The sequence below is a fragment of the Streptacidiphilus sp. P02-A3a genome, assembly GCF_014084105.1.
In the GTDB taxonomy this organism is placed as follows: domain Bacteria; phylum Actinomycetota; class Actinomycetes; order Streptomycetales; family Streptomycetaceae; genus Streptacidiphilus.
This window is the reverse complement of the sequence record NZ_CP048289.1, coordinates 885,911-901,324: the sequence shown is the minus strand read 5'-3', so window position 1 is coordinate 901,324 and position 15,414 is coordinate 885,911. Positions and strand designations below refer to the sequence as shown.

The 15,414-nt window shown below is 71.9% G+C and carries 13 protein-coding genes; 1 reads left to right on the top strand and 12 read right to left on the bottom strand.

All coding sequences use genetic code 11. The features are described 5' to 3' along the window. Positions 1-3: 3 nt before the first annotated feature. From nuoK to GXP74_RS04195, 11 genes are all read right to left on the bottom strand, one after another. The gene (gene nuoK, locus GXP74_RS04245) at positions 4-303 is read right to left on the bottom strand and encodes an NADH-quinone oxidoreductase subunit NuoK (protein WP_030261239.1); all 300 of its coding nucleotides are present in this window, start codon (positions 301-303) and stop codon (positions 4-6) included. Further along, positions 300-1,193 carry an NADH-quinone oxidoreductase subunit J gene (locus tag GXP74_RS04240; RefSeq protein ID WP_182450074.1) on the bottom strand — a complete coding sequence of 298 codons (894 nt, stop codon included), beginning with the start codon at positions 1,191-1,193 and terminating at the stop codon, positions 300-302. The genes nuoK and GXP74_RS04240 overlap by 4 nt, the downstream gene beginning before the upstream one ends. Continuing rightward, the gene (nuoI, locus tag GXP74_RS04235; protein WP_182450073.1) at positions 1,190-1,783 is read right to left on the bottom strand and encodes an NADH-quinone oxidoreductase subunit NuoI; all 594 of its coding nucleotides are present in this window, start codon (positions 1,781-1,783) and stop codon (positions 1,190-1,192) included. The genes GXP74_RS04240 and nuoI overlap by 4 nt, the downstream gene beginning before the upstream one ends. Further along, entirely contained in the window at positions 1,776-3,146 is a 1,371-nt protein-coding gene (nuoH, locus tag GXP74_RS04230; protein WP_182450072.1) for an NADH-quinone oxidoreductase subunit NuoH, read from the bottom strand. The genes nuoI and nuoH overlap by 8 nt, the downstream gene beginning before the upstream one ends. Then, on the bottom strand, positions 3,146-5,692 hold the full coding sequence (locus GXP74_RS04225) for an NADH-quinone oxidoreductase subunit G (protein ID WP_182450071.1): 2,547 nt from the start codon (positions 5,690-5,692) through the stop codon (positions 3,146-3,148). The genes nuoH and GXP74_RS04225 overlap by 1 nt, the downstream gene beginning before the upstream one ends. Continuing rightward, positions 5,689-7,065, bottom strand: a complete 1,377-nt coding sequence (nuoF, locus tag GXP74_RS04220; RefSeq protein ID WP_182450070.1) for an NADH-quinone oxidoreductase subunit NuoF — start codon at positions 7,063-7,065, stop codon at positions 5,689-5,691. The genes GXP74_RS04225 and nuoF overlap by 4 nt, the downstream gene beginning before the upstream one ends. Further along, complete coding sequence (gene nuoE / locus GXP74_RS04215) at positions 7,062-7,988, bottom strand: NADH-quinone oxidoreductase subunit NuoE (protein ID WP_370468370.1); 927 nt, start codon at positions 7,986-7,988, stop codon at positions 7,062-7,064. Before nuoE ends, nuoF begins: the two co-directional genes overlap by 4 nt. Next, a complete protein-coding gene (locus tag GXP74_RS04210) occupies positions 7,985-9,346 on the bottom strand; it encodes an NADH-quinone oxidoreductase subunit D (RefSeq protein WP_182450069.1) in 1,362 nt (453 codons plus the stop codon). Before GXP74_RS04210 ends, nuoE begins: the two co-directional genes overlap by 4 nt. Continuing rightward, positions 9,346-10,128, bottom strand: a complete 783-nt coding sequence (locus GXP74_RS04205; protein ID WP_182450068.1) for an NADH-quinone oxidoreductase subunit C — start codon at positions 10,126-10,128, stop codon at positions 9,346-9,348. Before GXP74_RS04205 ends, GXP74_RS04210 begins: the two co-directional genes overlap by 1 nt. After that, positions 10,125-10,679, bottom strand: coding sequence for an NADH-quinone oxidoreductase subunit B family protein (locus tag GXP74_RS04200; RefSeq protein WP_182450067.1), 555 nt, complete (start codon positions 10,677-10,679; stop codon positions 10,125-10,127). Before GXP74_RS04200 ends, GXP74_RS04205 begins: the two co-directional genes overlap by 4 nt. 76 nt (positions 10,680-10,755) lie before the next feature. Then, positions 10,756-11,115: an NADH-quinone oxidoreductase subunit A gene (locus tag GXP74_RS04195; protein WP_182450066.1), complete on the bottom strand. Its 360-nt coding sequence runs from the start codon at positions 11,113-11,115 to the stop codon at positions 10,756-10,758. Positions 11,116-11,663: 548 nt separating this feature from the next. Between GXP74_RS04195 and GXP74_RS04190 the strand changes: the two genes are divergently transcribed. Next, positions 11,664-13,973, top strand: coding sequence for an Ig-like domain repeat protein (locus GXP74_RS04190; protein WP_182450065.1), 2,310 nt, complete (start codon positions 11,664-11,666; stop codon positions 13,971-13,973). 71 nt (positions 13,974-14,044) lie between these two features. Here the strand turns inward: GXP74_RS04190 and GXP74_RS04185 are convergent, their stop codons facing one another. Then, complete coding sequence (locus GXP74_RS04185; RefSeq protein ID WP_182450064.1) at positions 14,045-15,334, bottom strand: geranylgeranyl reductase family protein; 1,290 nt, start codon at positions 15,332-15,334, stop codon at positions 14,045-14,047. Positions 15,335-15,414 lie beyond the last annotated feature (80 nt).

Below are 15,414 nucleotides of genomic sequence, written 5' to 3'. Positions count from 1 at the left end.
CCGCTACAGCTTCATGAGGTTGGTGTCGTCGACCGAGGCCGAGTGACGGGTGCGGAAGACGCTCACGATGATCGCCAGTCCGACGACGACCTCGGCCGCGGCGACCACCATGGTGAAGAAGGCGATGATCTGGCCGTCCAGGTTGCCGTGCAGCCGGGAGAAGGTGACCAGGGCCAGGTTGGAGGCGTTGAGCATCAGCTCGACGCACATGAACAGCACGATCGCGTTCCGCCGGACCAGTACGCCGGTGGCGCCGATGGTGAACAGCAGGGCGGCCAGGTAGAGGTAGTTGACGGGGTTCACTCGGACTCCTCCTCCGGTGCCCGCTCGGCCGGGGGGGCCGGGACCGGCTGTTGGACCAGTTCGGTGCTGGTGCGCGGCTTCGGGGTCTTCCGGCTCAGCCAGTCCGCGGTGCCGTTCTCCAGCGCGTCCATCCGGCGCAGCATGTCGCCGCTGACGTCGCGCATCTGGCCCCGGGCGCGCAGCGTCGGGTTGACCGACAGCTCCGCGACGCTGCCGTCGGGCAGCAGGCCGGGGACGTCCACCGCGTTGTGCCGGGCGTAGACGCCGGGCGCGGGCAGCGGGGTGATCTGCTGGCCCAGGCGGACCCGCTGCTCGGCGAGTTCGCGCTGGGTCTGCCGCACCTCGGTGTGCTCGCGGTGGGTCAGCACCATCGCCCCGATCGCGGCGGTGATCAGCAGCGCGCCGGTGACCTCGAACGCCCAGACGTAGCGGGTGAAGATCAGCTGTGCCAGGCCCTGGACGTTGCCGCCCGCGTTGGCCGTGGTCAGCCCGGTGAAGGTGCGCAGCTTGGCGTTGGCGATACCGGCGATCAGCAGCACCCCGAAGCCGAGGCCGCCGAGCACGGCGGCGACCCGCTGGCCCTTCAGCGGCTCCTTGACCGAGTCCTCCGCGGTCACGCCGACCAGCATCACCACGAACAGGAACAGCATCATGATCGCGCCGGTGTAGACCACGATCTGGACCACGCCGAGGAACACCGCGCCCTGCGCCATGTAGCAGACCGCCAGCGCGAGCATGGTCGCGGCCAGGCACAGCGCGGAGTGCACCGCCTTGCGGCAGAGCACCATGCCCAGGGCCCCGGCCACGGAGACCACGGCGAGCACCCAGAACTGCACGGCCTCGCCGGTGGAGGCGGCCCCGGTCAGCGGGGTGGCGAGCAGGGCGGTCATGCCTTCGCCTCCTCGGCCCCGTCGGGGTCCGCCTCGGGCCGCTCGCCCTTGCTGACCGCGACCTGGCGGACGGTGCCGGGGGCGGCCTCGGTGACCGTGCCCCGGTAGTAGTCGCCCTCGTCGGTGCCGGGGAAGATCGAGTGCGGGCTTTCCACCATGCCCTCGGTCAGGCCCGCCAGCAGCTGCTCCTTGGTGTAGATCAGCGACTCCCGGCTGCTGTCCGCGAGTTCGTACTCGTTGGTCATGGTCAGCGCCCGGGTCGGGCAGGCCTCGATGCACAGGCCGCAGAGGATGCAGCGGGCGTAGTTGATCTGGTAGACGCGGCCGTAGCGCTCGCCCGGGGAGTAGCGCTCCTCCTCGGTGTTGTCCGCGCCCTCCACGTAGATCGCGTCCGCCGGGCAGGCCCAGGCGCAGAGTTCGCAGCCGATGCACTTCTCCAGCCCGTCCGGGTGCCGGTTCAGCTGGTGGCGGCCGTGGAAGCGGGGTGCGGTGGGCTTCTTGTACTCGGGGTACTGCTCGGTCAGCCGCTTCTTGAACATGGCCGTGAAGGTCACGCCGAAGCCGCCGGCGGGCCCCAGGATGTCAGGCATCGTCGTCCCCTCCCTTCAGTGCTGCTGCGGAAACGGTCTGCCCCGCGTTGACGGTCTGCCCCGCGTTGACGGTCTGCTGCCGCGAGGGACGGCGGGGCGTGGGCGGCGACTGCTGCCCGGGCAGCGGCGGTACCGGGAAGCCCCCGGCGAGCGGATCGAACGGGGGCTCGGCGGGCTCCGCCGGGCGGTTGCGGCCGCGGACCATGTCCACCACGATCGACACCAGCACCACCGCCAGGATCGCCCCGAGGACGATCAGGATCACGTTGGTGTAGTCGACGCCCTTGTTGCGCAGCGCCCGCACGGTGGCCACCATCACCAGCCACACCAGCGACACCGGGATCAGGACCTTCCAGCCCAGCTTCATGAACTGGTCGTAGCGGAGCCGGGGCAGGGTGCCGCGGAGCCAGATGAAGAAGAACAGCGAGAGCTGGATCTTGATGACGATCCAGAGCAGCGGCCACCAGCCGTGGTTGGCGCCCTCCCAGAAGGAGCTGATCGGCCAGGGGGCCCGCCAGCCGCCGAGGAACATGGTGGCGGCGACCGCGGAGACGGTGACCATGTTGATGTACTCGGCCAGCATGAACATCGCGAACTTCAGCGAGGAGTACTCGGTGTTGAAGCCGCCGACCAGTTCGCCCTCGGCCTCGGGCAGGTCGAACGGCGCCCGGTTGGTCTCGCCGACCATGGACACGATGTAGACGATGAAGCTGACCGGCAGCAGGCAGGCGAACCAGGTGTGCTGCTGCGCGGCGACGATCCCGGAGGTGGACATCGTCCCGGCGTCCAGGAACACCGCCGCGAAGGACAGGCCCATGGCGATCTCGTAGGAGACCATCTGCGCGGCCGAGCGGAGCCCGCCGAGCAGCGGGTAGGTCGAGCCCGAGGCCCAACCGGCCAGCACGATGCCGTAGATGCCGATGGAGGCGACCGCCAGCACGTAGATCATGGCCACCGGGAAGTCGGTGAGCTGCATGGTGGTCCGGGTGCCGAAGATCGAGATCTCGTGGTCGGCCGGTCCGAACGGGATCACCGCGATCGCCATGAACGCCGGGATGGCGCAGATCACCGGGGCCAGGATGTAGACCACCTTGTCGGAGGCGGTCACCACCAGGTCCTCCTTCAGCGCCAGCTTCACGCCGTCGGCGAGGCTCTGCAGCATGCCCCAGGGGCCGTGCCGGTTGGGGCCGATCCGCAGCTGCATCCAGGCGACGACCTTGCGCTCCCAGACGATCGAGAACAGCACCGTCACCAGCAGGAACACAAAGCAGAACAGCGCCTTGACGACAACCAGCCACCAGGGGTCGGTGCCGAACACCGACAGGTCCTCGGTGGCGGCGAGCAACACTGTGTGCGGGGCCATCAGTTACCCCCTCCGTGGGTGGCGGCTTCGCGGACGGCCGGGTCCGCCCCGGGTTCGTCGCTCTCCTGGGTGCCGGGCAGCGCCGCCTGGGCCAGGCCGACGACCCGTCCGGGCAGGACGCCGAGGGCGCGGGCGGCGCCGCCGGGCGTGGAGTTGAGCGGGATCCACACCACCCGGTCGGGCAGGTCCGGGGTGATCGCCAGCGGCAGGGTGAGGCTTCCGGCCGGTCCCGACACCGACAGCGGGGCGCCGTCGGCGACACCGACCTCGGCCGCGGTGGCCGGGGAGAGCCGGGCGACGGCCGGGTGCCGGGTCCCGGCCAGGGCCGGATCGCCCTGCTGTAGCGAGCCGTTGTCGAGCAGCTGGCGCCAGCCGCCGAGGACCGCCTCGCCCGCGCCGGGGCGCGGCAGCGGGCGGGCGTGCTCGGCCGGGGCGTCCGGGTGCTCGCCGCTCCAGGCGCCGAGGGCGTCCAGCTCGCGGCGGGCGGCGGTGACGTCCGGCAGGCCCAGGGCGCGGCCCATGGCGTCCGCGAGCATGTGCAGCACCCGCAGGTCGCTGCCCTGGTGGCGGTGGGTGCTCTGGTCGGCCTTGATGGCCGGTTCGAACAGCCGGACCCGGCCCTCCCAGTCCAGGAAGGTCCCGGCCTTCTCGGCCACCGCGGCGACCGGGAGCACCACGTCGGCGCGGTCGGTGACCGGTCCGGGCCGCAGTTCCAGGCTGACCAGGAAGCCGATCCGGTCCAGTGCCGCCTCGGCGGCGGCCGGGTCGGGCAGGTCCGGCAGGTCCACCCCGCCGACGACCAGGGCCCCGAGGTCGCCGTTGGCGGCGGCGGTGAGGATGCCGTTGGTGTCGCGGCCGTACCGGGCCGGGATCTCGTCGAGGCCCCAGACGGTGGCGGTCTGCGCGCGGGCCAGCGGGTCGGTCACCGGGCGTCCGCCGGGCAGCAGCCCGGGCAGCGCGCCCGCCTCGACCGCGCCGCGTTCGCCCGCCCGGCGCGGGATCCAGGCCAGGGCGGCGCCGGTGGCCCGGGCCAGCCGGGCGGCCGCGCTGAGCGCGCCGGGCACGGACGCCAGCCGCTCGCCGACCAGCAGCACCGCGCCGGGCTGCCGCAGTGCCTGGGCCGCGCGCCCGGCGTCGCCGTCGAGGGCCTCGTCGTCGGCCAGCGCCTCCAGCCACTCGGCCTCGGTGCCGGGGGCGGCCGGCAGCAGCGAGCCGCCGAGCTTGGCCAGGCCGCGCGAGGCGTGGGTGGCGATCGAGTACACCGCCAGGCCCTTGGTGCGGGCGGCCTTGCGCAGCCGCAGGAAGACGATCGGCGACTCCTCCTCCGGTTCGAAACCGGCCAGCAGTACCGCCGGTGCGGTCTCCAGCTGCTGGTAGCCGGTGCCGCTGCCGTCGACGTCCACCCCGCGGCCGGCCACCGCGGCGGCCAGGAAGTCGGCCTCCTCGGCGCTGTGCGGCCGGGCCCGGAAGTCGACGTCGTTGGTGCCGAGCGCGACCCGGGCGAACTTGGCGTACGCGTAGGCGTCCTCGACCGTGCACCGGCCGCCGGTGAGCACCGCCGCCGGGCCGCGCGCGGCGGCCAGTCCGGCGGCGGCGACGCGCAGCGCCTCCGGCCAGGAGGCGGGGACGAGAGCACCGCTCTCGTCGCGGATCAGCGGTGTCGTCAGCCGGTCCGGCTGCTGCGCGTAGCGGAAGCCGAAGCGGCCCTTGTCGCAGGACCACTCCTCGTTCACCGCCGGGTCGTCACCGGCCAGCCGCCGCAGCACCTTGCCGCGCCGGTGGTCGGTGCGCACCGCGCAGCCCGAGGCGCAGTGCTCGCACACGCCCGGCGAGGAGACCAGGTCGAACGGGCGGGAGCGGAACCGGTAGGCGGCCGAGGTCAGCGCGCCCACCGGGCAGATCTGGATGGTGTTGCCGGAGAAGTAGGAGCGGAACTCGTCGCCCTCGCCGATGCCCACCTGCTCCAGCGCGCCGCGCTCCAGCAGCTCGATGAACGGGTCCCCGGCGATCTGCTCGCTGAACCGGGTGCAGCGCGCGCACAGCACGCAGCGCTCCCGGTCGAGCAGCACCTGGGTGGAGATCGGGACCGGCTTCTCGTACGTCCGCTTGACGCCGTCGAAGCGGCTGTCGGACTGGCCGTGGGAGAGCGCCTGGTTCTGCAGCGGGCACTCGCCGCCCTTGTCGCAGACCGGGCAGTCCAGCGGGTGGTTGATCAGCAGCAGCTCCATCACGCCGTGCTGTGCCTTCTCCGCGACCGGCGAGCTGACCTGGGTGCGGACCACCATGCCGTCGGTCACCGTCATGGTGCAGGAGGCCACCGGCTTGCGCTGGCCCTCGACCTCGACGATGCACTGGCGGCAGGCGCCGACCGGGTCGAGCAGCGGATGGTCGCAGAAGCGCGGGATCTGGGTGCCGACCATCTCGGCGGCGCGGATGATCAGCGTGCCCTTGGGCACCTGCACCGCGACGTCGTCGATGGTGACGGTCAGCAGCTCCTCGGGGGGCGGGGCGGCAGCCGGACCGGGGGCCTGTGAGGTGACGGTCACGCGTGCACCTCCTTCTCCTGGGCGGTCTGGTGGATGGAGGCGGCGGTGCCGCCCCGGGGGCGCCCGTCCGCCCAGACCGTCGCGGCGGCCGGGTCGAACGGGCAGCGGCCCTCGGTGAGGTGCTGCTCGTACTCCTCGCGGAAGTACTGGAGCGAGGAGAAGATCGGGCTGGCCGCGCCGTCGCCGAGGGCGCAGAAGGACTTGCCGTTGATGTTGTCGGCGATGTCGTACAGCTTGTCCAGGTCCTCCGGACGGCCCTGCCCGGCCTCGATCCGGCGCAGCAGCTGGACCAGCCAGTAGGTGCCCTCACGGCAGGGGGTGCACTTGCCGCAGGACTCGTGGGCGTAGAACTCGGTCCAGCGGGTGACCGCCCGCACCACGCAGGTGGTCTCGTCGAAGACCTGGAGCGCCTTGGTGCCGAGCATCGACCCGGCGGCGGCCACGCCCTCGTAGTCGAGCGGGACGTCGAGGTGCTGGTCGGTGAACATCGGCGTGGAGGAGCCGCCCGGGGTCCAGAACTTCAGCCGGTGCCCGGCCCGCACCCCGCCGCTGATGTCCAGCAGCTGCCGCAGGGTCACCCCGAGCGGGGCCTCGTACTGGCCGGGGTTGGTGACGTGGCCGGACAGCGAGTACAGGGTGAAGCCCGGGGACTTCTCGCTGCCCATCGAGCGGAACCACTCCTTGCCCCGGTGCAGGATGCTGGGCACCGAGGCGATCGACTCGACGTTGTTGACCACCGTCGGGCAGGCGTAGAGGCCGGCGATCGCCGGGAAGGGCGGGCGCAGCCGGGGCTGGCCGCGGCGGCCCTCCAGCGAGTCCAGCAGCGCGGTCTCCTCGCCGCAGATGTACGCCCCGGCCCCGGCGTGGACGGTGATGTCCAGGCCGAAGCCGGAGCCGAGGATGTCCTGGCCCAGGTATCCGGCGGCGTACGCCTCGGCGACCGCCGCGTGCAGCCGCCGCAGCACCGGCACGGTCTCGCCGCGCAGGTAGATGAAGGCGTGCGAGCAGCGGATCGCGTAGCTGGCGATCACCATGCCCTCGATCAGCGAGTGCGGGTTGGCGAACAGCAGCGGGATGTCCTTGCAGGTCCCGGGCTCGGACTCGTCCGCGTTGACCACCAGGTAGTGCGGCTTGCCGTCGCCCTGCGGGATGAACTGCCACTTCATCCCGGTGGGGAAGCCGGCGCCGCCGCGCCCGCGCAGTCCGGCGTCCTTGACCAGGGCGATCAGCGCGTCCGGGTCCATCCGCAGGGCGGCGGCCAGGCCCTGGTAGCCGTCGTGGCGGCGGTAGCTGTCCAGCGTCCAGGGGCGGTCCTCGTCCCAACTCGCGGACAGGACCGGGGAGAGCAGCTTCTCCGGGTGCTCGGCGGTCATTCGGCCGCCCCTTCCTGGTCGTCTTCCTGGGGCTGGCGGACGCTGCCGTTGACCGGTCCGGCCGGGTGGGCCGGGTCGGCGGCGGCGGTCTGCGCCGGGGGTTCGGCGTCGTGGGCGCCGGGGGTGGTCGCGGGGTTCGCCGCGTCGCCGGGGGAACTGTCCAGCGGCGGGTTCCGGCGGGGGGCCACCACCCTGGTCCCGGCGGAACGTCCGGGCAGGGTCTCGCCCCGGGCCAGCCGGAGCCCGGCCAGCGAGGGGGCGCCGCCCGCGCCGGACTCGTCCACCGCGCCGGGGCGCGGGTCCGGGAATCCGGCGAGGATCCGCGCGGTCTCCTTGAAGCCGCAGAGCCGGGCACCGCGGGTCGGCCGGACCTCGCCGCCGCGGCCCGCCCGCAGCTCGTCCACCAGCTGCTTGGCGCTCTCCGGGGTCTGGTCGTCGAAGAACTCCCAGTTCACCATCACCACCGGCGCGTAGTCGCAGGCGGCGTTGCACTCGATGTGCTCCAGCGAGACCCGGCCGTCCTCGGTGGTCTCGTTGTTGCCGATACCGAGGTGCTGCTGGAGCTCGGCGAAGATCTGGTCGCCGCCGAGGACCGCGCACAGGGTGTTGGTGCAGACGCCCACGTGGTACTCGCCCGCCGGGCGCCGCCGGTACATGGTGTAGAAGGTCGCGACGGCGGTGACCTCCGCCGTGGTCAGGCCCAGCCGCTCGGCGCAGTACCGGATGCCGGTGCGGCTGACGAAGCCCTCCTCCGCCTGGACCAGGTGCAGCAGCGGCAGCAGCGCCGAACGGCTCTGCGGGTAGCGCTCGATCAGCTGCTGCGCGTCCGGGTCGAGCCGGGCCCGTACCTCCGCCGGGTACACCGACGCGGGCATTTCCGGCAGGCCGAGCAGCGTCGGGGCCGCGCTCTCTTCAGTGGTCACCGGTCCACGCCTCCCATCACGGGGTCGATCCCGGCCACGGCGACGATGACGTCCGCGACCTGGCCGCCCTCACACATCGCCGCCATGGACTGGAGATTGGTAAAACTGGGGTCGCGGAAGTGCACCCGGTAGGGGCGGGTGCCGCCGTCGCTCACCACGTGCACGCCGAGCTCGCCCTTGGGTGACTCCAGCGCCGCGTAGGCCTGCCCGGGCGGGACCCGGAAGCCCTCGGTGACCAGCTTGAAGTGGTGGATCAGGGCTTCCATCGACTCGCCCATGATGGTCCGGATGTGGTCCAGCGAGTTGCCCATGCCGTCCGGGCCCAGCGCCAGTTGGGCGGGCCAGGCGATCTTCTTGTCGGCGACCATGACCCGGCCGCTGCTGCCGCGCAGCTGGTCCAGGCACTGCTCGACGATCCGCAGCGACTGCTCCATCTCGGCCAGCCGGATCAGGAACCGGCCGTAGGAGTCGCAGCTGTCGGCGGTCGGCACCTCGAACTCGTACTGCTCGTAGCCGCAGTAGGGCTGCGCCTTGCGCAGGTCGTGCGGCAGGCCGGTGGAGCGGAGGATCGGACCGGTGACGCCGAGCGCCATGCAGCCGGCCAGGTCCAGGTAGCCGACGTCGACCAGCCGGGCCTTGAACACCGGGTTGTTGGTCGCCAGCTTGTCGTACTCGGGCATCCGGCCGCGCAGCAGCTTCACGCCCTCGCGGATCTGGTCGAGCGCGCCCGGCGGGAGGTCCTGCGCCAGGCCGCCGGGGCGGACGTAGGCGTGGTTCATCCGCAGCCCGGTGACCAGTTCGAAGATGTCGAGGATGATCTCGCGGTCACGGAAGCCGTAGATCATCAGCGTGGTGGAGCCGATCTCCATGCCGCCGGTGGCCAGGCAGACCAGGTGCGAGGAGATCCGGTTGAGCTCCATCATCAGCACCCGGATGATGCTGGCCCGCTCCGGGATGTCCTCGGTGACGCCGAGCAGCCGCTCCACCGCGAGGCAGTAGGCGGTCTCGTTGAACAGCGGGGTCAGGTAGTCCATCCGGGTCACGAAGGTCGTGCCCTGGGTCCAGTTCCTGAACTCCATGTTCTTCTCGATGCCGGTGTGCAGGTAGCCGATGCCGCAGCGGGCCTCGGTGACCGTCTCGCCGTCGATCTCCAGGATCAGCCGCAGCACGCCGTGGGTGGACGGGTGCTGCGGGCCCATGTTGACGATGATCCGCTCGTCGTCGGCCCTCGCCGCCGCGGTGACGACCTCGTCCCAGTCGCCGCCGGTGACCGTGTAGACCCGGCCCTCGGTGGTCTCCCGCCCGGGCGCCTCGGCCTCGCCGGTCGCGGCCGGACCTGTTCCGTGTGCAGTAGTCATCAGTTGTACGACCTCCGCTGGTCGGGAGCCGGGATCTGCGCGCCCTTGTACTCGACGGGGATGCCGCCGAGGGGGTAGTCCTTGCGCTGCGGGTGGCCCAGCCAGTCGTCCGGCATCATGATCCGCGTCAGCGCCGGGTGGCCGTCGAAGACGATGCCGAAGAAGTCGTAGGTCTCGCGCTCGTGCCAGTCGTTGGTCGGGTAGACCGCGACCGTCGAGGGGATGTGCGGGTCGGCGTCGGGCGCGGTGGTCTCCACCCGGATCAGCCGGTTGTGGGTGATCGAGCGCAGGTGGTAGACCGCGTGCAGCTCGCGGCCCTTCTCCCCGGGGTAGTGGACGCCGCTGACGCCGGTGCACAGCTCGAAGCGCAGGGCGGGGTCGTCCCGCAGGGTCCGCAGCGTCTGCGGCAGGTACTCGCGCTCGACGTGGAAGGTGATCTCGCCGCGGTCGACCACGGTCTTGGCGATCACCGTCCCGGGCACCAGGCCCTGCTCCTCCAGCGCGCCCTCCAGCTCGTCGGCGACCTCGTCGAAGGCCCCGATCGATGAGCCGTCTCCGCCGGTGGGCCCGCCGTAGGGGCGGGGGGTGGCGCCGGGCAGCACGATCGGGCTGACCAGTCGGCCGTAGCCGGAGGTGTCGCCGCTGCCGCCGCCGACGCCGCTCTGCTCGCTGGGGTTGGCGCCGCCGAACATCCCGTGGCGGACCCCGACGATCTCCAGCTCGGTGCCCTCGCGCGGGGTCGGCAGCTCGCCCTGCTCCGGACCGCTCTGCTGGTCGCTCATCGCAGCAGCCCCTTCATCTCGCTGGTCGGGACCGCCTTCAGCGCCCGCTCCTCGGCCTCGGCCTCGGCGGCGACGCGCTGCGCGCCGAGCTTCTCGTGCCGGATCTGCTCGTGCAGCTTGAGGATCGCGTCCATCAGCATCTCCGGCCGGGGCGGGCAGCCGGGGAGGTAGATGTCGACCGGGATCACGTGGTCGACGCCCTGGACGATCGCGTAGTTGTTGAACATCCCGCCCGAGGAGGCGCAGACGCCCATGGAGATGACCCACTTGGGGTTCGCCATCTGGTCGTAGACCTGGCGGACCACCGGGGCCATCTTCTGGCTGACCCGGCCCGCGACGATCATCAGGTCGGCCTGGCGGGGCGAGCCCCGGAAGACCTCCATGCCGAAGCGGGCGAGGTCGTAGCGGCCGGCGCCGGTGGTCATCATCTCGATGGCGCAGCAGGCGAGGCCGAACGTGGCCGGGAAGAGTGAGCTCTTCCTGACCCAACCGGCGGCCTGCTCGACCGAGGTGAGCAGGAAGCCGCTGGGCAGCTTCTCCTCAATACCCATCTGGTGTCCTCTCAGCTCTCGGCTGTTCTCGGCGGCTGTTGCCGGTGGCGGTCGTGGTCGGCGGGAAGGCCGCGGCTCAGTCCCACTCCAGGCCTCCGCGCCGCCAGACATACGCGTACGCGACAAAGACGGTGGCGATGAACAGCACCATCTCGACCAGTCCGAAGATCCCGAGGGCGTCGAAGGTGACCGCCCAGGGGTAGAGGAAGACGATCTCGATGTCGAAGACGATGAAGAGCATCGCCGTCAGGTAGTACTTGATCGGGAAGCGTCCGCCCCCGACGGGCTGCGGAGTGGGTTCGATGCCGCACTCGTAGGCCTCCAACTTGGCGCGGTTGTAGCGCTTGGGGCCGGTGAGCGAGGCCATCGCCACCGAGCCGACGGCGAAGGCTGCGGCGAGGGCACCAAGTACCAGAATCGGCGCGTATGCGTTCATGACCGAACGACCTCCCAGGCGGTTGCGGCGGCGCCTGTCCCTGTCAGCGACGGCGGGTCCGTACAGCGTGCGGCCGTGATCCGCTCATGTGAGACGGTTCACAAGGCCCCAAGACGGCTGCATCCTATGCCCGTTCATATGTGATCTGCGACACGGGTGTCAGCCCCTCAAGTGTGATCTACGACACCTGACGGATGATCAAGAGGTAATGAAGGGGCAAAATCAGCCACGACCCGTGTGCTTTCGTTCACAAGGCGTGAGGGAAGGGGCCGTTGTCGCAGGTGGAGCGGTGATCTGCTAGCAGATCACAGTGATCCAAAGCAACTTTTGCCTCTACCAACCGGCCGTGCTAGAGAAACATCCCCCCGCGGGGTGATCATGGCAGCGCCGAATTGACGCACCCGCCCCCGCGCCCGCCCCGGTCCCCCGGCTCGACTGTCGTACCCCCCGACTAGCGTGCGGTTGCCGGATCGGGAGACCGGCGCGGCAGTGGTTCCGCGCCGCTCGTCCGGCACCAACCAGCTCGCACCGACAGGGGGGCTCCACACATGCGAGTCAGACGAACCGCGCTCGGCGCGGCCGGGACAGTCGTGGCCGGAATGCTGGCGGTGATCGGCCTGCCGGCCGCTCCCGCCCTGGCCACCAGCGCCCCGGCCACCACTGCCCCGGCCACCACCGCCGTGGCACTGCCCATCACGCACTACGCGCAGACGGTGGTGGCCGGGGGCCACGTGTTCATCAGCGAGGGAGCGGGCAGCAGCAGCATCCTGGTCACCGACCTGGCCGGGAACACCGTCACCACCATCCCGGGCCAGACCGGCGCGACCGGACTGGCCCTGTCAGCCGACGGCGGCACCCTCTACGCCGCGCTGACCGGGGCCGACTCGATCTCCGCGATCAACGTCGGCACGCTCACCCAGTCCGCCGTCTACCCGACCGGCACCGGCACCGCCCCGGTCTACCTGGCCGTGGCCGGGGGCAGGATCTGGTTCGGCTACGGCCCCGCCAACAGCTGGCAGGGCAGCATCGGCTCGCTCGACCTCAGCGGCCCCGCCCCGGTGGTCACCCTGAAGCAGACCGCGGCCCAGGGCCTCTGGTTCGGGCCGCCGATGCTGGCCGCCGACCCGGCCGACCCGGACCTCGTCATCGCCGGGGACACCGGACAGGAACCGCCGGACCTGAACGCCTACAACGTCTCCACCGGCACCCCGGTGGAGACCGCCGGCCTGGCCCCCGGAAGCAACTACGGCGCGCTCGCGGACATGGCGGTGACCGCGGACGGCAAGGACCTCGTCCTCGCCACCGGCGCGCCCTACGACCAGGTCCTGCTCAAGACCTCCACCCTCGCTCCGGACGGCGACTACCCCACCGCCGCCTACCCCGACGCGGTCGCCGTCGCGCCGAGCGGCACGGTGGCGGCCGGGGTCTCGCAGGACGACCCCGACCTCTACGTCTACGCGCCGGGCGGATCCGCGCCGCTCGGCAGCTACGGTCTCGGCAACTCGGTCGCCCCGCGCGGACTGGCCTGGAGCCCGGACTCCGGCACGCTCTTCGCGGTGACCGACACCGGACCCGGCAGCACCTCGTACACCTTGAACATCCAGCAGAGCCCGGCGCTGGCCACGAGCCGGCTGACGCTGAGCGCGCCCGGCACCGCCATCCCCGGCCGACAACTGACCGTCCAGGGCACGCTGAGCTCGGCGACGCCGTTCCCGGCGGGGACCACGGTCACGGTCACCCGCACCGACCCGGCGGACCCGAACGGGGTCGCCCTGCCGAGCGCCACCGTCGGCGCCGACGGCACGTTCTCGACCACCGACACCCCGACCGCTCCGGGCAGCTACAGCTACACCGCGAGCTACGCCGGTGACGCCGCCCACGCCGGGGCGAGCGCCGGTGCGAGCGTCCAGGTCGCCTACCCGGCGGCCGTCCCGGTGCTGACCGCCCCGGCGACCGACACCCGGGGCAAGGCGCTCCGGATCACCGGCCAACTGCCGGACGGCCCCTACCCGGCGGGCGCCGCCGTGCAGATCGTCCGGACCGACCCGGCCCACCCCGCGGGCGTGGCCCTGCCCCAGGCGGCGGTGGCGGCCGACGGCTCCTTCGCCTTCACCGACACCCCGCGGACCGGCGGGGCCAACACCTACCAGGTGAGCTACGCCGGTGACGCCACCCACACGGCCGGGGCCGCCGACGCCACCGTCCAGGTCTCCCGGGCGGCCACCACCATCGGGGTCTCCCTCGACACCGCCGACCGGACCTACGCGTACAACGCCGCGGTCGGGGTCACCGTCCACCTCGGCGCCGACCACGGCAGCACCGTCGCCGTCTACGCACAGCCCTACGGCGGTGCCAGGGCGCTGGTCGCCAGCGGCGCCGTCGACGCCCGCGGCGACTTCACCGGCTGGTACCGGATAACCCGGAACACCACGTTCAGCGCGTCCTTCGCCGGTGACGCCGATGACGCGCCGGCCACCTCGGGCACCGTGGTCGGCTGGTCCCACGCGGACGTCGTCGACACGCTCAGCGGCTACTACACCACCGTGCGGCAGGGCGGCGCCCAGTGGCGGGTCTACCACCAGTCGGCGCAGCCCGTCTTCGCCGTCGGCGTCGCTCCGGACAAGGCCGGCGAGTGCGCGGCGTCGACCCTCCAGGAGTACGTCGGCTCGGCCTGGCGCACGGTGGCCACCGACGCCTGCGCGACGCTGGGCTCCACCAGCACCACCGCGGTCGGGGCCACGCTGACCAACGCGGTCGGCCACCGGTTCCGCGCCATCGCGGAGTACGTCCCCGGCGCCACCGACACGCAGAACCTCAGCACCTACGGCAGCTGGCAGTACTTCCTCGTCCGCGCCTGACGGCCCGCGACGGGTGAGGACGCGCGGGAGGGGGCGCCGCGGCCCGCGGCGCCCCCTCCCGCCCCGCGCGGTCAGCCGCGCGGGGCGACCTTGGCCAGGCCGTTGATGATCCGGTCCATCGCGTCGCCGCCCTGCGGGTCGGTCAGGTTGGCCAGCAGCTTCAGCACGAACCGCATCAGCATCGGGTGGGTCAGCCCGTGCTGCGCCGCCATCCGCATCACCAGCGGGTTGCCGATCGCCTTCACGAAGGCCCGGCCCAGCGTGTAGTAGCCCCCGTAGACCTCCTTGAGGATCTTCGGGTAGGCCTCAAGTGCCCGCTCCCGCCCGAGATCCGTCTGCCGTGCCAGCGCCTGCACGATCACGCCCGCGGCGATCTGGCCCGACTCCATCGCGTAGGCGATGCCCTCGCCGTTGAACGGGTTGACCATCCCGCCCGCGTCGCCCACCAGCAGGAAGCCCCGGGTGTAGTGCGGCTGCCGGTTGAACGCCATCGGCAGCGCCGCGCCCCGGATCGGCTCGGTCATGTTCTCCGGGGTGTAGCCCCACTCCTCCGGCATGCCCGCGCACCACACCTTGAGCAGCTCGCGGTAGTCGATGTCCTTGAACGCCGAGGTGGTGTTGAGCAGGCCGAGGCCGACGTTGCTGGTGCCGTCGCCCATCCCGAAGATCCAGCCGTAGCCCGGCAGCAGCTTCTCCTGCCCGGCGCGCCGGTCCCACAGCTCCAGCCAGGACTCCAGGTAGTCGTCCTGGCTGCGCGGCGAGGTGAAGTAGGTGCGGTAGGCCACGCCCATCGGCCGGTCCTCGCGCCGGTGCAGGCCCATGGACAGCGACAGCCGGGTCGAGTTGCCGTCGGCCGCGACCACCAGCGGCGCCCGGAACTCCACCTCGCGCTTCGACTCACCGAGCTTCGCGGTGACCCCGGTGATCCGGCCGCTGCGCTCGTCCAGCACCGGGCCGGTGACGTTGCACAGCTGGTGCAGCTTGGCCCCGGCCTTCTCCGCCTGGCGGGCCAGCAGTTCGTCGAAGTCGGCGCGCTTGCGGACCAGTCCGTAGTCGGGGAAGCTCGCCAGATCCGGCCAGTCCAGCTCCAGCCGCACCCCGCCGCCGATGATCCGCAGGCCCTTGTTCCGCAGCCAGCCCGCCTCCTCGGAGATGTCGATCCCCATGTCCACCAACTGCTTGACCGCACGCGGGGTCAAGCCGTCGCCGCAGACCTTCTCCCGGGGGAACTGCGACTTCTCCAGCAGCAGCACCTCAAGACCGGCCCGCGCCAGGTGGTACGCCGTGGTCGCGCCCGCCGGGCCCGCCCCGACCACGATCACATCGGCTTCGGCCTCGACGGTTGCGGTCTGCTGCGTCACCTGCGGCACCTGGGACTCCTGCTGCTCTCGTCGGAAGACTCTGCTGCTCCGGGAAGTACGGCTAGCCCGTGGGGGCTACT